Source organism: Clostridium sp. JNZ X4-2, from assembly GCF_054889485.1.
Window position 1 is genome coordinate 1,974,017 of sequence record NZ_CM142685.1, and the last position, 19,956, is coordinate 1,993,972.

A 19,956-nucleotide genomic window follows, 5' to 3' on the forward strand; every position below is an offset into this window, starting at 1 on the left:
TCACTCCTCCACTATTTGCATTCTATGCATATAAACTTTATCTACAAATAATCCACCATCAGTTTTTTCATATTCCACCCAGTGAGTTACATTGTCAATTCTAAGTCTGGCCAGATAATGAGAATTTTCAGGATTAAAGAATCTTTCATTGTTCTTCTCCGCATTATCAATAACCTTTTTCACATCTTCAATAAGAATAAACCTGTCTTCCATTTCCTCTTTCACATTTTCAGACAAAATGAGTTTGAAACCATATTCTCCATTTAAATTTTCCATATCTTCTCCCCATATGTTTTTCAGCAAGCTGACTTTAACCTTTTCTCTGTTCTCATGCCTTTTAGAAAGGGTCGGCATCTTTTTTAAAGAAATATTTTTCAAGTCATCCCCATAGATCAAATCCAGGATGTGATAGGTTTTCTTTCCAAAGGATACAAACAGATCCTTGCACATTGCACAATACACCAGGTAATCCTGATTCCCCTCTTTTATTCTATCTTTTATAAATTCATTTGACTGCTCCCTGTTTGAAAAAAACACAAGCCCGCCGTAACCACAGCATTTTGTGATTTTCCTTGAAAACTTCAGCTCTTCTATGGTATATCCAAGCTCACCTGCTATATTTCTTATGCTTTTATGAACTTTTTCATTGTATCTGGCAGTACAGGCATCATGTATATTTAATATATGCTTTTCACCTGTAATTTTATTTTTAAGAGGCACGCCATACATTTCCATTATTTCCCACAGTGAGATTATCTTTATAAAAGGCATGTATTTTTCAAATATGCTGTAACAAGTTGAACAAGCCAAAATAAAAGTAGGCTTTTCCATGTCATTCCATGTACTTTTTATTTTCTCCATGGACTTTTCCATCAAGTCCTGCCTTCCTGACCAATCTGCAGGAGCCCCGCAGCATCCTAAGACAAGTCCTACACCTTCTGTAATATTTGACATGAGATATTCATAAGTTTTTTCAATATAATCAGGCTGCGAAGCGGGAAGCTGACACCCCGGATAAAATACATATTTTACATTTTCATATCCCGGCTGTTTTTTAGCCATTGAAAAATGAGTTCCATTGCTGAATTCCATATCCTTCAGTGCAAAGTCATGGGCGGACAGAGGCATTTTATTTCTCTCCACCATACTTTTTCTTGTTTCATTTATTGCATCTTTCATACTTATACAAGATGGACACACCTCTTTACATAATCCACAGAGGGTACAGGAATTGATAACTTTATTTGCATAATGATTTCCTAAAACTATATCCTCATTATGTCTTATCTCCCTTAAATATTTTTTTGGAATCCTATTGTATTTTTTAAGGTGGCTGCACGCTTTAACACACTGTGTACAATGGCATTTCAAGCATCTTCCTGCTTCTTCTGACGCTTCTTCAGCACTATATTTTTCACAGGTTTTTTTCACCCTTTCTTTGATTTCAATATCCTCTGTATTAAAATTAACGGGAGATACATAGGAACCTTCCCTTTCCCTTACAGCTGTCATGGACTTTTTCTGAACATATCTGTCAATAGATACAGCAGCTCTTTTTCCCGAGCTTACAGAATATATAACTGATTCATTTTTGTTTAAAAGTCTTCCCCCAATAAATATAGGGGAATCCTCTATTTGAAAAGTTTCCTCATCAACTCTTAAATCCCCTTTCCATGTACCTGTACCTAGATAAACAGCATCATACTCTTTAACTATAACATCTAATTCTTTTCTATGAATTTTCCTGTTCAACTTTATGTGTATATCCCTATCAGCCAGTATATTTAACTCCTCCTGTATAATTTCCCCGGTAAGTTCCTTTCCCTGGTAAAGCCAAAATCTTCCTCCTAGTTTATTGTCACTCTCATATATTGTAATGCCATAGCCTTTTTTATCAAGGCTGTCAGCTACAGTCACACCGCTTATTCCCCCACCTATCACTGCAATATTCTTTCCATTCTTCGGAATTTGAAGCCCTTTTTTATTTTTTGAAAATCCATATTCTACAGTAATTTTCTCAAGTTCGCCTATATTTATAGAACCTCCCAAATCCTTTCTCACACATACATCTTCACAGGGGTGATCACATATTCTGCCTATTATTCTTGCAAAAGGCATTTTTTTTGCCATTATTTTATATGCCTTTTTAAAATTTTCTTTTCCTATTTCATCCATAATACCCATTACATCCACATGAATAGGACAGTATGCTGTGCAGGCTGGAGGTTCCTCTGTAATACATCTGTCACTCATTTCCAGTAATTTACTTAAATCCATATAAAATGCCTCCCATCCAACTCAATAGCATTTATATAAGTTTCAGGGCAGTTTAATAAATGCAGTCAATTTAAATCATTACACATACAAACTTACCACCCTGAAAACAAAAACTTATTTACATTTCACCACTGGCAAATATAATAAATGCTAACTGTTCATTGCTTTTAATCCTGCCAGAACCTTTTCAGGTCTTGCCGGCAATTTAGTTATACGTACTCCGCAGGCATCATAAATTGCATTTACAATTGCGGCATGTGGTGCTGAAAGCGGCATTTCACCTGCTCCGGATGCCCCATATGGGCCATTTGGTCTTTGAGTTTCTACATACTGTACATTTATATTATCAGGTACATCTTTTATTTGAGGTATTCCACAACCTGTCAATGTAGTATGCTTTTTCAAATCTTCAAAATCCTCGCTTAAAGCTAGACCAATACCTTGAGCAAGTCCTCCATACATTTGTCCATCTACTACCAATCTATTTATTATAGTTCCTACATCAGATACCAGACTCAAGCCTTGTACCCTGGTTTTTCCTGTCTTAACATCAACCTCCACTTCTGCTACAAGAGTACCATACATATAACATGGGAATGGATTTCCCTGCCCTGTCTGTACATCAGGAGTAGTACAAGGTGCTGTCCATTTTCCATCATATCTAAGGGGCAGTTTTTCAGCTATCATTTCCTCATAAGTTCTATAAGTTCCATCTGGTTTTCTTAAAGCTTCTACCAGATTTTCACAGGCAACTTTTGTAGCATTTCCTGTGAGGACATTGGAGCGGCTTCCTCCGGCAGGTCCACTATCTGGAGTTTTCTGCATATCATTCATAACCAATTTTATCTGTTCAGGTTTTATACCCAGTGGTTTTAAAACTTCATAACTAATTGTCAAAGTTCCCATATCTGCGCCCTGTCCATGATCCTCCCAGGAATTACCTACGGCTACTCCCGTAGGTGTTATTTCAGCCCAAGCTGCAGATGTATCTGCACCATCAAGACCGGAACTGTATAAAAGGAGTGACATACCTGCGCCATATTTTTTATCTACACTGTTTTTATTTTTATCTGCAGCTTTTTTCTTAGCTTCCTTATAAATTGGTCGCAGTTTATCCAGCATAGTTGGCAGACAAATTACATCCGGCTTACAGCCAGTAGGTGTAGTTGACCCTTCTCTGTATACATTTTTATATCTGAGTTCAAGGGGATCCACTTTCATCTTAGCAGCTAGTTCATCTATCAATACTTCTGAAGAAAATAAACTTTGAGGCGATCCATATCCCCTAAAGGCTGAACCCCAGGCATGATTTGTAAAAACTTCTCTTCCCTGTCCATTTATATTTGGGATATCATAGCCGGCTCCTATAAACTGTGAACCTCTTGTAGTAAGCAAATCTCCAAATTCACAATATGGTCCATGATCTACTGTCCAATCTGATTCTAATGCCAGTAATTTTCCATCTTTATCTGCACCCATCTTAACATGCATGAAGAAAGGTGATCTTTTTCCCGTATAAGTTATTTGCTGATACATATTAAAGCCTAAATATACAGGCCTCTTTGTTATCAGTGCAGCTACTCCCAACAGGGCTTCAATAGTGGGACTGAATTTATATCCAAAAGTTCCTCCTGTAGGGTTCTGGACTATTTTTAATTTTTCCAGAGGGATTCCTATACCTTCTGCTACCATGGCAGCATGGGCATGTATACCTATGCTCTTTGAATGAACTATCAATTCTCCCGATTCATTTATATATGCAAAACCTACATCCGGCTCCAGCGGAAGATGAGGCTGCCTGCCTACATAAAAATCATCTTCAACTACATAAGCTGCCTTTTTCATTATAGCTTTAGTATCCTTGCCTTTATCTATACCTGTCTCAAAGAACACATTAGGTGTTCCCGGGTGAATTTCAATAGCATCTTCAGCCATTGCAGCAGGTGCACTCATATATGCGGGAAGTTCCTCAATTTCAACTTTGACTTTATCCACAGCTGCCTGTGCCTCAGATGGAGTATCTGCAAGTACCATGGCTATGGCATCTCCAAATTGAAAAATCTTTTTATCCGTAAGTATAGGTCTTTCCTTTCCATCACCTTTATTGTTCGGGAATGCCAATCCATTTATCCTATTAGTTCCCGGTACATCTTTGTATGTTATAATCTTATAGACTCCCGGCATTTTCTCAGCTTCAGAAGTATCTATTGATAATATATTTGCATGGGACACCTTAGCCTGTACGAGCTTTATATGAAGAGTATTTTCAGGCAGCTCCAAACCCAAATCAGCTCCAAATTCCCAATTTCCAGTTACTTTAGCCAAAGCTGAAGGACGAATGGCTTTAGTTCCTATAAGACTTTCTCCATCTTTAAATTTCAACATGAGATCCTCTTTTTTTATTTCTCCTCTCATAAGTCTTGATGCATCCATAACTGCATCTACTAATGGTTTATATCCGGTACACCTGCATATATTTCTATGCTTTTGGAACCAATCTCTCACTTCTTCTCTAGTTGGATTTATATTTTCATCAAGAAGAGCTTTTGTTGATATTATAAATCCAGGTGTGCAAAACCCGCATTGTGCTGCACCATTAACCATCCATGACAATTGAATTGGATGAGGATTTTGCTCAGTTCCTATACCTTCAATAGTAGTGATTTCGGCTTCATCAGGTACTCTTTTCATTCTGACAATACAGGACCTTGTAACTTTCCCGTCCATTATTACAGAACAAGCACCACATTCACCTTTTCCACATCCTACTTTAGTCCCAAGCAAATGCAATTGATTCCTCAATACATCCGCCAAAGTTATATCCGGAGTGGATATTACAGTTCTGGCAATTCCATTGACAAATAAAGTTTTTTTAAACATTTTGAAATTCCCCCTGATTATTATTTGTTATATAAACCCTATGTTTTTATTGGGTTATATTTAACTAAAGCAATATACGTACCAAAGGACAGGTGTTGATTTTACTGCATTTTCTTTTAACTATTAATTTCATGTTCAATTTTTGAGCAATTTTCGGGCAATTTTTTTGTAATCTTTTTGAACAGTGATTCATTTTAACGCAGTAAAAAACCTCAAGATAACTTCATTTATGATATCTTGAGGCTTTTCATTCAATTAACTTGATTTAGTCTTTGTCTTGCCTATGAGAACAATTTAAATCAAAAAAAGTTTTTTACTATTTATGCATATGTTCCAGGGCTGTTCCATATCCTTAACTTTTTTCCACATTTCCTTGGTTATTTCCCATCGTAAAGATTTGGTTTTAACATAATTCTTTTTTTCCACACTATCTAGATAAATTGCCACAGTAAAGGGACTTTCATTTACATAATTCACAGAGCATTTAAAAGTGTTTTCCTCTGGATATTTGCTGACCAAAGTAATATAATGGGATCTAATTCCCACATAAGATGGAGAACCTTTAATTTTTTTGTCTGTCCTAAGAGTGCATCCCCATTCCAGTGCCTCTATGGTATTTTCATCCAGCACCTTGATTTTTGATATATTTTTACAGCCAGTAAGCTGTGCAGTAGCAAGGGTGGCAGGGTTTTTAAATATGTACTCCCTGTCACCATAATTTTCTACCCTTCCTTTATTGATTATGGCAATATTTCTGCAAATACGATATACCTCATCCCTGTTATGTGATACAAACACTGTAGCTCCACTGTAATCAGATAATATATGTACAAGTTGTTCTTCCATCTTATTTCTCAAATGACTGTCCAGTGCTGAAAAAGGCTCATCTAGAAGCAGTATTTCTGGTTTTACAGCCAGAGCTCTTGCAATGGCAACTCTCTGCTGCTGTCCCCCTGAAAGCTGGTTTGGAAATCTGTGTTCCAGCCCCTGAAGGTTCATCATATTTATTTTTTCACTGACTATTTTATTTTTTTCATCCCGGGACATTTCCTCCAAAGCAAAACTTATATTTTGACTTACAGTCATATTGGGAAACAGGGCATAATTTTGAAATAAGAAACCAACTCTTCTTTTACGGACAGGTATGTTTATTTTTTTTTCGGAATCATATAGTACTTTTTCATTTAATATGATTTTACCGCTTTGAGGTGTTTCCAATCCTGCAATACATTTAAGCGTCATACTTTTACCGGAACCTGATGCCCCAAGCAGTCCTATTATATTATCTTCTGTATCAAACTGAATATTCAAACTGAATCCAGGTAAATTTTTTTTAATGTCAACATAAAGTCCCATTTTACTTTCTCCCAACACCATATATATTTTTTTGCTGATGATCATTCCAGTAATTCATTAAAAAAATCATAACTGTTGAAATCATAACAATAATTATAACCCATATAAGAGCATTTTCCATCTCCCCATTTTCAGCTGCAAAATAAATAGCTATAGGAATAGTCTGGGTTTTACCAGGTATATTTCCTGCTACCATAAGGGTGGCTCCAAATTCTCCAAGACATCTTGCAAAAGAAAGAACAGTTGCTGCACCTATACCCGGCCATGCCAGAGGCAGTGTAACTTTCCAAAATACCTTCCATTCAGATACTCCAAGAGTTCTAGCAGCATTTACAATATTATTATCTATTTGTTCAAAAGCGCCTTTGGTTGTCCTGTACATTAACGGAAATGCCACAATGGTTGCTGCTACAACTGTAGCCGGCCATGAAAAAATCAAAGTTTTTCCAAACCTCAATAGTATTTCACCTATAGGACCATTTCTCCCAAAGATGAGAAGTAAAAAAAAACCAACCACAGTTGGCGGAAGTACAAGAGGAAGTGTAAATACGGTATCTACAACACTTTTCAATTTCCCATTATAATTAGTCATCCAATAGGCAGCGATAATTCCTATAAAAAATGTTATAATGGTAGCTAAAAAGACTGTCTTTATAGAAATCCAAGCTGGTGAAATATCGAAGCCCACAACAAATTCCCCCTCCCTAAAATCAAGCAATTCTCAGACCTGGTAAAGTTTTGCCATAAAAAATACTTTTCTCCACAGACAAAGTCTTAGAAGAACTTATCCATAGGCGCAGCAGTGCTTTCAGCAGTGCTGTGCCATGGGATAAAATTAATCATCAATTATTTTCCTACTTTAAAACCATATTTTTCAAATACAGACTTGGCCTTATCTCCTGATAAGAACTTAAGAAAATCTTTGGCTGCATCTACATTTTTGCTGTTTTTAATCACAGCAGCAGGATAAACTACAGGTTTATGAGAATCTTCCGGTGCCGTAGCTATAATGTTTACCTTCTTTGACACCAGTGCATCGGTTTTATAAACAATACCTGCATCTACATTTTTTGTTTCAACCCAAGTTAAGACTTCTTTTACATCCTTACCGTAAACAGCTTTTGGCTGAACCTTGTCCATTAACTTTAAGTTTGTAAGTATATCCTGAGAATATTGTCCTACAGGAACACTCTTGGGTTCACCAAGTGCTATCTTTTGAGCTTTGTCTGTTGCCAGATCATCAAAGGTTTTAATCTTTGACGAATCCTTAGGTACTATAAGCACTACGTCATTTTGCAGCAAATCTTTCACGGTATCGTTTACAAGCAAATTTTTATTCTTTAACTCATCCATTTGTTTTGTTGCTGCAGACATGAATATATCAGCTGGTGCTCCTTGTTCAATTTGCTGCTGAAGTGTACCTGATGCTCCAAAATTATATGTAATAGTAACATTAGGATGTTCTTTAGTATACAATTGTTTGATTTCATTCATTGAATCTTTCAAACTTGCAGCAGCTGATACAGTTAAGGTAACAGCCTTTTCCTGTTTTGTGGATGAAGCATCTTTTTGATCATTGGAGCTTGTACTGTTTGTGGTTCCACAGCCTGCTGCCAAAGATGTGATAAATAAAGTCAAAATAGTGAATAACATTTTTTTAGATCTTCTCATATAGTGTAATCCTCCCCATTTAATTATATTTTCACAATATAACATGACAGAACATGACATAAAATGTATAATCAAATTCATTCATATTATGTTATATTATGTTATATATTACATATGATTATATAGTGAAAAAAGTAATTAGTCAAGCTGTTTAAAGGATTTGCCATTATAATGTTTAAAGGATTCCGCATTATACTGCATAAATGCCACGGAACTCAGGTTTAAATAATGTGGTGTTCTAAAAAATGTACAACTTTCCATAAAAGTAGTATTATTAATTTATTCATATCCAGCATTGCTAAACTAAAAAATTACTGAATTAAATATTAAGAGGTGAACCTATTGAAAAACAAAATAATTGAAGATTTAAAGAAAATTGTAGGAAATGACTGGGTTATAGATAAACTATCACAGATGGAAAATTATTTAAATGATGAAACCGAATCTTTAATTCGACTTAATCCTCCAAAAGATTGTGTTGTAGTTAAACCAAGTTCCCCGGAAGAAATATCCCATATATTGAAATATGCAAATGAATTTCTCATACCTGTAGTTCCAAGGGGAGGGGGCACTGGAGTATGTGGTGCAGCTGTACCTTTAAAACCCAGTATAATCCTGTCTCTGGAAAGATTGAACAGGATAATTGAACTTGATGAAAAAAACCTGATGATTACAGTAGAGGCGGGAGCCACCTTGTCGGATTTGCTGGAATCATTAAATAAACAGGATAAGTTGTTTTTTCCTATACACCCTGGTGACGAAGGCGCACAAATAGGTGGTATGGTTATGGAAAATGCAGGAGGAACTAAGGCTGTAAAGCATGGGATTATGAGGAACCATGTCAAGTCCCTGGAAGTAGTTCTTCCTACGGGAGAAATTGTCACTCTTGGCGGAAAACTCATAAAAAACAATATGGGTTACGATTTGCTCAACATGATGATTGGAAGTGAAGGAACTCTTGGTGTTATTACAAAAGTCACCTTAAAACTCTATGCCAAAAATGATTATACCGGAACCCTGGTGATTTCATTTAATACAAGAAGAGATGCCTGTGATTCAGTACCTAAAATACTTCAGGAAGGAATTACACCCCTGGCTGTAGAATACATGGACAGATTTATTTCACAAAAAGCTGCGGAACATTTAGGAACAATATGGCCTGCAAATAAAGGTTCTGTGGATTTAATGTTCATGCTTGATGGTAAAACTGAAGATGAACTGTATTCTGGCAGTGAAAAAATTGTAGAAATATGCGAAAAGCATAATGCAGTAGACAGCATTATAGCAGAAACTTCAAAGGAACAAAAAGAACTTTTAGACATAAGAAGCAATGCCTATACTCCTTTTAAAGAATATGTGGCAGACGGACTTGATATGGCCGTTCCCCCTTCATCGGTGCCGGATTTTTTTGATGATATAACATTGCTGGCTGAAAAATACAATACCACCATTCCAGCTGTAGGTCATATAGCAGATGGCAATATACATAATTTCATTATGAGTGATAACGGAACTTTGCCCGTTTATTATGAAAAATTCAAACAGGAAATGTATAAAATTGCATTAAAATACGGCGGAACAATAACAGCAGAACATGGTACAGGAAAAACCAGGAAAAAATATATGCCACTTCAATTTACCCCAAGGGAGATTGAGATTATGAAAGGGATAAAGAGAGCTTTTGATCCAAACGAAATCCTAAATCCAGGTACCATAATAGATTAAAATTGATTTCATATAAATCAAAAATTTATTCAAGGGCCAGCAAGTGCTTATCATCATCCACCTAAAAAACATGTGTGTTGGCAATGCTGGCCTTTTTTACATTCAATTATTATATAATGGTTTTTTCTATATTGTTTCCCTTATAAGTTATCCAGTCACTCCAGCTGCCGCTGTAAAGTCTGGCCTTTATTCCAATTTCATCTAATGTTAGAAAGTTAAAGGTGCCATCTATACCTGAGCCACAATAAACTATTACTTCTTTTTTGCCAGATGCATCCTTAAATCTTTCTTTTAAATAAGCAGTATCTTTAATAGTATTATCCTCATTTAAATTTTCTTTCCAATAATAATTTACTGCTCCAGGTACATGCCCTGCTATTTTATCTATGGGTTCATCTTCCCCTCTATATCTTATAGGCGTCCTTGAATCTATTATCATGCACCTGTCATTATATTTTATATTGTTTACATAGTTAACATCCACTCTCATATGTTCATTTACATTTAATTTAAGAGTACCTTTTTTAATGAATTTTACTATATCCTTAGAAATGTGATTTCCATCCTTTACCCATTTATCTATTCCACCGTCTAAAACATAATTAAACTTGTGACCCATATAATATCTGAGCATCCAGCATAATCTTGCTGCATCCGCAATTTTATAATCATCATAGGCTACAACTACAGTGTTATCATCTATTCCTAAGTTCTCTGCAGTATTTTTAAATTCATCAGGTTCTGGAAGAGGATCTCTTCCTCCATGTTCCCCCGGTGTAGAGGATAATTCAGTACTTAAGTTTACAAAGGCTGCTCCTTCTATATGTGCCTTTTCATAAGCATTTCTCCCATAACTCTTGTCCAATAAATCACCCCTGCAATCTACAATTATTAAATTGTCATCCTTCAAATGTTCTTTAAGCCAGTTAGTAGTAACAAAATTTTTCATTTAATCTCCTCCATACTATATGAATTTATCCTCATAACTTTACTGCAATTATATAATCAGTCAAATTATTTTTTATCTAAATTTTTTTCTATTATCAACTTAATCATTAAAGGTAAGTTCTTTTTCTGGTTTGTACTTAAAAGCTTTACATCAATGGGTTTATCAATAACTAATTTTACTTGTGCAGGTACAAGTTTTTTTCCATTATTATCTTCAAATATTTTATAACTGCCATCAATAGCTACTGGAACTATAGAAACACCAGATTTAATTGCAAGTTTAAAGCTTCCTCTTTTAAACTCAAGCATTTTATGACCTCTGCTTATAGTACCTTCAGGGAATACAACCATGGAATATCCTTTTTTTAAATTATCTATACCTTTATCAATAGCCCTTACTGATTGCCTTATACTTTTTCTGTCCATAAATACACAATGAATTTCTTTCATGCATCCCCTTATAATCGGTATTTTCAATAATTCTTTTTTTGCTATAAATCCTATAGGTTTATGGATATAAGCAAGCATTATAAATGGATCAAAATTTCCCTGATGATTTGAAACAAATAAATAGTTTTTATCTGTTAGATTTTTATTTCCAGTTACATTAACTTCAATGCCGATTTTATCCAAAATATTTTTTGCCCATTTTGATACCAATTTTGATATAAGTTCATCTGCTTCTTTTCTAGTAAAATTTTTGTCAATAGCTTTAAACTTAAATTTTAAATACAATGTATAAATCATATAAAATACAAAGTACAAGTATAAAAATACAGTCCTCATTTTATTTTTTTCTCACCAACCAATATTAATTATATTATATCATTTCCAGCTGTAAAGTAATATCTAAATAAAACTTCTTAGAAAAATAAAGGCAGACTTATTTAACCTCTGCCTTTATTTATAGGTTTTATTCTTCAGGAGATTTTGAGCCGTGTTCCCTGCAGTGCACCCATCCGGCATATTCCGGATCCTTTTTGTCTTTTTTTAATGCTTCTCTTTCATTTAAATATTTTCTAGCATTATATCCATATATTTTCCTGTCAGCTCCTATAGGACAAACTTTTATGCATACTCCGCAGGGATAACAATATGCATTTTTAAGCTTGGCATGATATGATGCACATTTTTTCTTGTCCATGTCTGCTATAAAATTTTCCGTGGTCTTGAATGAAGAGGTTGGACAACATTTTCTGCACATTTCACATTTAATACATAAGTCTTTTTCTAAAACTGGATCTTCTGGAATCACAGCATCTGTTAAAACTGAAACCAGTCTTACCCTTGGTCCAAATTCTTTAGTTATCAAGGTATGATTGTATCCAATGGTTCCAAGTCCTGCATATTTTCCGGCTAATACCTGGGAAAAGGCTGCTGCTGGTTTCTTCACAAGAACGGAAATATCTCCATAACAATCTCTTGGAAAAAAGAATCCTTGATTTCCCAATGTATTCAAGTAATTGGCAATTTTATAAGCAGCTTCATCCAGAATTCTATTAGATGTATTATATAGCTCTGAATAAACAACAGAAGGAGTTGTTTCAAGCATTGGCAAATATATTTGGGCACCCATCACAATAACCGTTTTTATACCTGGCCATATGTTCTGGGGATAATATTCCGGATCAATTTCCTTATACTTTTCCCATCTTTCTACAGGGGCAAATCCCACCATATTCATACCTAATTTTTTTGCCCTGCTTATAATATCAAGTTTCAACTTACAATCTTCTTTTAAAGCATTTGACATATTGGTCACCTCATAAATTATAAATGAATTTACTTCAAAAAGACTAAACTCTTTAAGATACAGCAAACACACCTTGTTACCGTATTTAAAAGTTCAGCCTTTAGTTTTTCTAATCAGCTAATATATAATAATTTCTGTAAACAAAAAATTTCTAATGTACAATATGATATATTGTTTTAATTAATTTGTCAACTATTCGGTCTGGTTAATGAGGTTATGTATATCAGCATTAAAAATAATATCTGCCATTTTCCCATTTCCATTGGCATTTAAATGAAGTCCATCAATGTAATATTTTTCTTTTCCCTCCCCATTATCTTTAATAAAAAAGGAATAAAAATCTATGATTTGTATATTGTAATTTTTACAGAAACCTTTTAATAAACTGTTTAATTCTTTCAATTTATTATTTATATCACAAATGTCCATCAAAAAATTCCACTTTTCTTTTGCCATTTCAATACAAATTGGTATAGGCAATCCGAATATAGGTATTATATTATTTTGCATAAGTTGAAACGCTATGGCAGATAAATTTGCTGCAGTTTGATCTATATTTAAATTCCATACAAAATCATTTACACCTCCCATAATCATACTATGGGTCGGATTATTTAATATAACATCATTATAGGTTCTAGATAGCATACCTGCCGAAGTATCTCCCGGTATACCCTTATTTATAACTTCAACTCCTGATTTTTTTTTCAGAGTAGTTGTCCAAGTTTCACTTCTTTTCACTCCGTATCCATAAGTTACACTATCCCCCAAACAAACTAATTTCATTTTTAACACTCCTCCCTTTACTTATATTTCTCGTACAAATTTCTTTCAAAATTAATGCATTAATTTAATTTTTATATTTTTATGTAAACTCATTGAAGATATATACCATTAAGGATAAAATAATAGCAAGTGAACAATAATATAAATAATTTCGTTGGATTAAATATAAACTATACTGTGGGAAGCGATAAATCTTATGTTAACAAATTTATTTAGAGGAGTACTTATAGGATTAATAACAGGCATGCCCCTGGGACCAATTGGTGCCATGTGTCTCAGAAACACCCTTTCTTTTGGACGCAAATACGGTTTGGCTTCCGGACTTGGATCAGCAGTTACAGATAGTATTTATGCCTCACTGGCTGTTCTCGGTTTTATAATAATAGAAAAGTTTATTGTAGTACATGAATTATATTTTCGCACTATAGGCGGCCTTATATTGATTTTTTTCGGTATTTATCCTTTTATAAGTAAAAAACAAATTAAGACCTTAAACAAAAGCACAGATAAAATTAATATGGAAAGTGTCTCCCCAAATGATAATTTATTATTTAAAGCCTTTGCTTCTACCTTTTTGATGGCATTAGCAAATCCTGCCACCATTTTTTCATTCATGGCCGTATTTACGGGATTACATCTGTCAAATGTGAAAACAAGCCCCACCAACAAATCTTTTTTAATTCTTGGCGTATTTACAGGAAGCATGATATGGTGGTTTTTACTTGTTTCCACAGCTGGAAAATTCAACAGCAAGCTTAATGTTAAAAATACAAAATTCATAAATAATATTTTAAACACAGCAATAATATTCGGGGGAGTACTGGTATTTTTAAGTTCCTTTAATTCCTTCAATATCAGAAAGCCTCCATTTTTACATTCAAAATTATTTAAAATATTTTTTAATATCAGATCTAAAATACCCTTCCATAAATAAAAAAACACATTGAATCCACTGTGTATTATTTTTTAAAAAACTTTAGGTTTAAAACCTTTGCCTCGTACTTCATTTGCATCCATAATTGACATAACTGCATTGGCATCTAAATCATGAATAAATCTCTTGGCCTCTTCCACCTGTCTGGAACTCATTATGGAATATATAATTTTTTTCTGAGTTCCAGTATAAGCCCCTTCCCCATAAAGATAGGTAACTCCTCTGCCAAGCTTTTCAACTATAGCCTTTTCTATACTTTCATTGTCACTGGTTACTATAAACATTATTTTTTCCCTGTCAAATCCTTCAATTGCTCTATCAACTACTACAGAATACATATACATAGATATCAAAGTATAAATTGCAATTGGCAAATTTCCTATAACCATACCTACTGCCACTATTACCGCATTAATTGCAAAGCCCATCTTTCCTATTGAAATCCCATATTTTTTCTTTACTGCCACTGCTATTATATCCGTACCTCCCTGAGAAGCCCTGCATTTAAATACAATTCCTGCTCCAATTCCTGTAAGCATTCCGCTGCATAATGCTGATAGAAGAGGATCCGGCAGATAATAAAGAGTGTTCACTGATCTTGTGAATATCAGGGATAAAGACATGGCTGCCATACCGATAAAACTAAATATTCCAAACTTCCTGTCTACGATTTTAAATCCTATTATAAATATAGGTATGTTTATAGCTATGACAAAATATCCTGAGGGTATGTCTGTTAAATACTGAAATATAATTGCGATACCCGATACTCCGCCGCTTAAAAATTTATGGGGAATGATGAACATATTGACTCCAATAGAATATATGACATTTCCTATTATAATTACCAGTATTTTTAATATACTATTTTTTATATTTTTCATATTACCTCTCCATTTCAAATCTTTATTGCAAATAGATTTTATTATATATGTGTATAATGGTCAATTATGATAACCCATCATTAATTTGTAACATTATCTATATGCAAGTATAATCATGAATTATATAAGTCACTTGTCCCATATCGTTCCCTATCTAATGAATGCTCTTTTATCTTATTGCCAAATATTCAGATAAATATATAAAATTTAGCTGAAATAAAATAATCTTCACATTAAAGGATAAACAGAATAAAATATTATGAGAAGTAAAATCATGAGGAGACTTAAAAATGCTTTATTTTAATTATCCCGATAATTCAAATTATACATTTAATATTGGTGACACCTGCTTAAAGTTCTACAGAAATGATGAGAGTTCAGATTCCGTAAAATTAAATGAGCAAAAATTATCACCTGCTAATTTTAGTATTAACTATCCTGTAATATCAAATGAAAAAGACACAGAACCTCTTACAAAAATTAATAATATTATTGCAGATGAAGTAAGCAAACTTTTTAGAAGTCAGGTTCTGCTGCCCGAAATTGTAGATTTCCACGATGTACTGGGGAATTATGAGATAATGTTAAACCAGAAAAATATTCTCAGCATACTTTTTAATATGGGTATTTATATAAATCATGCTGCTCATGGATATACAAAATATTCTTCTATAACAGTGAACACTGAGACAGGCCAGGTATATGAGTTCAGCGATCTATTCAATTCTAAAGTATATTATACTAAAATACTGAATGAACTGGCCCAGCAATATATTGAAGAAAATAATATTGATTTAATCGATGAATATAAGGGAATAACAGAGGATCAACAGTATTACCTGACTCCGGATAGTCTGGTGCTGTATTATCAGATTTATGAGTATACCCCTTATGTATATGGCCTTTTTAAGATAGAAATTCCATACAATAAAATAAGTAATATTATTAACCCGGCAGGTCCCATCGCCAGGCTTAATAGATAGAGCAACAAATTTTATTTTGAAAAGGCAATGTCAATAGTACCTGACACCTTTTCTATTATTTTGCCAATTTATACTAATCTAATAATAATATCCTCTTTCAGTTCTTTTTCTAATTTTCTCCCTATTTCATTCAGAGTATTTCTTATATCCTCTTTGGATTCTAAAATTTTTACTCCTTGAAATATATCGGCAGCACTTATATTAACCGTCTTTTTTAAATTACATTCAGGTGTCTTATCCCTGCCTGCTGTATGCTTTTGTCTAATTGTTAACGACTTCCCGCTGACAGCTTCAAAACATCTGAGTTTTAATCTGTCACTTTCTTCCTTCATGGCAATAACCTCATAGAAATTACTTGAACTATCAAGTCTTGTCATTAAATCATCAAAAGAATTTTTAAATCTCCCATAAAACTGCTCTTTAAAATCATATTTGTTCAGTTCGTTCAATACCTCTTTACGATCCTTTTCTATTACAGTCCTGACAGGTTTACATTCACTTTCCAAAAGTTCCTTAAATATCAATGAGAACTTATCTATTAAATCCGGCAGCTCATGAATTTTGGAATAGGGTCTCTGGCTTTTTATTATTTTTTCAATTTGCTCTATTAAACCAGCAGATCTTTTATTCAGCAAATAAATTTTATTTTTTTTATACATATCTATAACATTCACTGCTTTATCAAAAAAGTCCTTCTGATTTTCAAAAAATTTCTTTATATCCACAGAATCTTCTTCATAATCCAATAGATCATCTTTTAAATCTTCAAGTTTTTCATAAAATTCTACCGAATCATTTATACCTTTAATTTTTTCAAGTATTTTCTTTCCTGAAAGCAGGATATTTTCTCCCGGATATTCAAACTGCTTATAATATGTTAAAAGTTCATTTATCTTTGCCACTTCATTCCATGATAAATCCTTGAATTTTATCATTAGACAATCTTCATCACCTGAAAAATCCGTAATTTCAAAAAGCTCCTTGAGTAAATTTCTTGCAGTTTTAATCTGATTTACAGGAATTTTCCTTCTTTTTTCCAAAAATAGTTTATCCTCGTAATCCTCCCTTGTGATATATTTTATCACTTCCCTGTCAGAAATATCTATATATTCACTGTTTAATTTCAATCTTATTTCCTTCATCTTAAATAGTTTTGCCACTGTTCCCTCTATATCAAGCCGATTCCATCCAAAAGGCGCTTTTGAATATACACTGTTCATTGTTTCCATTTTAATTGGTACATGACGGACTGTGTTCCTTTCAATATAATTATTAATCTCCTGAACTGCCAATTTATTTTCATCATTTTCTATATTTGACATAAGCATGCCGCTTTCAGTAAATATGGCATTTATATCTTCGAAAGAATCCATGTATTTATTTATATAGTTTAATTTGTCATATATACTGTCTACCAGTATTTTTAATCCGCTGTTGATTCTGTCTTCAGGACGTTTCTCTTTAATATCCAGCTTCTGAGAATATACGTACATATCAGCATTTTCAAGTGCATCATAGAGTAATATTCTCACTCTATCCCTGCGTTCTATAACCTCCTTGCTTTTTTTTATGTTTATTTCTTCTGCCCTGTCAGTAGATACTGTACTGCATTTTTGCAGTAAATATGCCTGAATTTTTAATATTTCTTCCATCTCCTCTATAAAATCTGTGTTTCCCGGCAGTTTTATTATAAGGTTGTTCTCCTGAAAGGACATTAACTTTAATTTCTGAACTGTAAGCTCTGCACTATGGTGAAAATATGGAGTTATTACCCTGATACCCATTTCACTATTTTGATTACCTCTGAATATCCTTCCGTCTACCATAGAATTAAAGTTAAAAATATATCTTGCAGAGTATCTGTATTTTTTATTCCTATATATTTCTTCAAATATTATCTGGGAAACTTTCTGTATGATTTTTTCCGGATCAATATTTATACTTCTGATTTTCTTATTGGCAGTTTGTTCTTCATAGGTTAAAAATATATACTCTTCCCCATTTTTCTCCACCATTGCTTCTTTTATCAGTGTTTTTAAAGAACTATCTACTTTATTTCTTAAATCTATTTTATCCTGATCTATGGATTCAATCATAAGAGTTGCAATATTTTCAATAGTTGATGGAATTTTTTTAAGGTATTTTATCATAAACAGCACCTTTAAAATTTCTAAATCAAAAGATTTTAATTTTTGATTACCTTCAGCATAAATCATTATATTGCTTACATCAAAACCCCGGATGTCATCCAATGTATGGTAAAAGGCTGAAAATGGTATAAGTGTCCCTATTTCATTGTCCTTATAAGCAATTCCTGCTTTTTGAAAGCAGGAAAGCATGGAACGTTCTCCTTCTGCCAGATGCTTTCCTGAAACTCCATTAATGCCAAGAGATACAAATACCTGCTGAAGCAGATTGAACTGGTAAGGCACAAAAGGGTATACTTCAATAAAATCTTCATAATCCCTATAGGGGGTTTCCCCAGGTGTATCTTCGGAAAAGGTTATAAGGTTTTTGAGTATTGAATTCTTTTTATTATATAAAAGCTTCAACGCATCATAAGCTCTGCTGTTTTTTTTCAAAATCCTCTTTTTAATCACTTCACTTACATTGGAACTTGAAAGTGATAATCTTGTATCAAATCTTCCCTGTATTTTAGAAAAATCATTTCCACTGGCTTTTGTAACTGTATCTATATCCTGCTGGCTTGTCACTATAACCCAGGCTTTTCCTCCGCATTCTGCTGCAAGATCTTCTACTACAGTTTGAAGATTCAACAAGAGCCTGTCATTATCGCCTATATACTGTCCTATCTCATCTACCAAAAACACCAGATGATAATTTTCGCCCTTGCCTTCTATATATTTCTTCACCCTTCGGGCAAATTTTTCTACACTTAACGAATAATTTTTTTCTCCTCTGTGGAACCAATTTCTGGCAGATTCGCAGCTCATTTTTGTAGATTTTGATAGTGCTTCAATTAAAGAATCTTCCTCATAATAAAAATCTTCCCTGACATCGTCCCATTCTCTTCCTGCTGCTTCCCTAAAGGCACTTTTGAATTCATGGTAAGTCCCATCTATTTCCATCTGTCTTTCAAGATCAGCCAACCAGGGTATAGAACCACAGAATCCCTGCATATCGTTAAATGCTCTCATAAATACTTTCACTATGACATCCTTATTTACCTTAAAATCCAGATCACTTTTGGATTCTATATTAAAAAGAATTACCTCCGTCAAAGTATCTCCTGCCAGCTTAATGTCCTCCATAACTTGGGGATCTTCAATTTTATCATTAAAGTATTCCACTGCTTTCCTGTTCCCCACTGTTTTATTCTCAAGAAGATATGCCAATATTTTTAAGAAGTGAGATTTACCACTGCCAAAAAATCCTGATATCCATACTCCAATTTTATCAGTATTTCCTGTTATACTATTTTTATATGCATTAAAAAAATGGCTGAAATGTTTTGAAAGTTCCCTTGTAACTACATATTCATCCAGTTCCTCATTGGCATTTTCTTTATAATCCCCTCCTATTTTAATAACACCTTTTATGTTCCTGTCAATATTTTTGTAGAATATATCTTTAATTTTCATAATATAAAATGTGCCCCCTGCTATCTTTTAAAAAGTGCAACTTTCTTATAATGATTATCATACTTTATACATTGAAAAAGCACTAGCTTATTTTTATTATTATATCATAAAAATTTAATGAGAAATTGAGATGACTATCATATATTATCAGTATAAG

Annotated in this window: 14 protein-coding genes; 3 read left to right on the plus strand and 11 right to left on the minus strand. The window is 33.5% G+C overall.

Annotation, left to right across the window (positions count from 1 at the left end):
• From ACYUJ6_RS09520 to modA, 5 genes are all read right to left on the minus strand, one after another.
• Complete coding sequence (locus ACYUJ6_RS09520) at nt 1-2,277, minus strand: pyridine nucleotide-disulfide oxidoreductase/dicluster-binding protein (RefSeq protein ID WP_461842555.1); 2,277 nt, start codon at nt 2,275-2,277, stop codon at nt 1-3.
• Nucleotides 2,278-2,427: 150 nt separating this feature from the next.
• A complete protein-coding gene (locus ACYUJ6_RS09525; protein ID WP_461842556.1) occupies nt 2,428-5,157 on the minus strand; it encodes a molybdopterin-dependent aldehyde oxidoreductase in 2,730 nt (909 codons plus the stop codon).
• Between the two features lie 294 nt (nt 5,158-5,451).
• The gene (locus tag ACYUJ6_RS09530) at nt 5,452-6,513 is read right to left on the minus strand and encodes a sulfate/molybdate ABC transporter ATP-binding protein (protein WP_461842557.1); all 1,062 of its coding nucleotides are present in this window, start codon (nt 6,511-6,513) and stop codon (nt 5,452-5,454) included.
• A gap of 1 nt (nt 6,514) precedes the next feature.
• On the minus strand, nt 6,515-7,201 hold the full coding sequence (modB, locus tag ACYUJ6_RS09535; protein WP_461842558.1) for a molybdate ABC transporter permease subunit: 687 nt from the start codon (nt 7,199-7,201) through the stop codon (nt 6,515-6,517).
• 158 nt (nt 7,202-7,359) lie between these two features.
• Nucleotides 7,360-8,184: a molybdate ABC transporter substrate-binding protein gene (gene modA, locus ACYUJ6_RS09540; protein ID WP_461842559.1), complete on the minus strand. Its 825-nt coding sequence runs from the start codon at nt 8,182-8,184 to the stop codon at nt 7,360-7,362.
• Nucleotides 8,185-8,526: 342 nt separating this feature from the next.
• On the opposite strand from modA, the gene ACYUJ6_RS09545 reads away from it, so the two are divergent.
• Nucleotides 8,527-9,909 (plus strand): FAD-binding oxidoreductase, encoded by a 1,383-nt coding sequence (locus tag ACYUJ6_RS09545; RefSeq protein WP_461842560.1) that lies wholly within the window; start codon nt 8,527-8,529, stop codon nt 9,907-9,909.
• Between the two features lie 109 nt (nt 9,910-10,018).
• Here ACYUJ6_RS09545 and ACYUJ6_RS09550 read toward each other — a convergent pair whose 3' ends face one another.
• The 4 genes from ACYUJ6_RS09550 to ACYUJ6_RS09565 all read right to left on the minus strand — a co-directional run bounded on the left by ACYUJ6_RS09550 (nt 10,019) and on the right by ACYUJ6_RS09565 (nt 13,396).
• Nucleotides 10,019-10,858, minus strand: coding sequence for a sulfurtransferase (locus ACYUJ6_RS09550; protein WP_461842561.1), 840 nt, complete (start codon nt 10,856-10,858; stop codon nt 10,019-10,021).
• 65 nt (nt 10,859-10,923) lie between these two features.
• The gene (locus tag ACYUJ6_RS09555) at nt 10,924-11,643 is read right to left on the minus strand and encodes a lysophospholipid acyltransferase family protein (RefSeq protein WP_461842562.1); all 720 of its coding nucleotides are present in this window, start codon (nt 11,641-11,643) and stop codon (nt 10,924-10,926) included.
• A gap of 127 nt (nt 11,644-11,770) precedes the next feature.
• The gene (locus ACYUJ6_RS09560; RefSeq protein ID WP_461842563.1) at nt 11,771-12,610 is read right to left on the minus strand and encodes a 4Fe-4S binding protein; all 840 of its coding nucleotides are present in this window, start codon (nt 12,608-12,610) and stop codon (nt 11,771-11,773) included.
• A gap of 192 nt (nt 12,611-12,802) precedes the next feature.
• Nucleotides 12,803-13,396 carry a GDSL-type esterase/lipase family protein gene (locus tag ACYUJ6_RS09565; RefSeq protein ID WP_461842564.1) on the minus strand — a complete coding sequence of 198 codons (594 nt, stop codon included), beginning with the start codon at nt 13,394-13,396 and terminating at the stop codon, nt 12,803-12,805.
• Nucleotides 13,397-13,592: 196 nt separating this feature from the next.
• Here ACYUJ6_RS09565 and ACYUJ6_RS09570 point away from each other — a divergent pair, with 196 nt between their 5' ends.
• Nucleotides 13,593-14,330 carry a LysE family translocator gene (locus ACYUJ6_RS09570; protein WP_461842565.1) on the plus strand — a complete coding sequence of 246 codons (738 nt, stop codon included), beginning with the start codon at nt 13,593-13,595 and terminating at the stop codon, nt 14,328-14,330.
• Nucleotides 14,331-14,362: 32 nt separating this feature from the next.
• On the opposite strand, the gene ACYUJ6_RS09575 is transcribed toward ACYUJ6_RS09570, so the two are convergent.
• Nucleotides 14,363-15,214: a YitT family protein gene (locus tag ACYUJ6_RS09575; RefSeq protein WP_461842566.1), complete on the minus strand. Its 852-nt coding sequence runs from the start codon at nt 15,212-15,214 to the stop codon at nt 14,363-14,365.
• Nucleotides 15,215-15,504: 290 nt separating this feature from the next.
• On the opposite strand from ACYUJ6_RS09575, the gene ACYUJ6_RS09580 reads away from it, so the two are divergent.
• A complete protein-coding gene (locus ACYUJ6_RS09580; RefSeq protein WP_461842567.1) occupies nt 15,505-16,197 on the plus strand; it encodes a DUF3298 and DUF4163 domain-containing protein in 693 nt (230 codons plus the stop codon).
• A gap of 68 nt (nt 16,198-16,265) precedes the next feature.
• Here ACYUJ6_RS09580 and brxC read toward each other — a convergent pair whose 3' ends face one another.
• Complete coding sequence (brxC, locus tag ACYUJ6_RS09585; RefSeq protein WP_461842568.1) at nt 16,266-19,799, minus strand: BREX system P-loop protein BrxC; 3,534 nt, start codon at nt 19,797-19,799, stop codon at nt 16,266-16,268.
• Nucleotides 19,800-19,956: the final 157 nt, after the last annotated feature.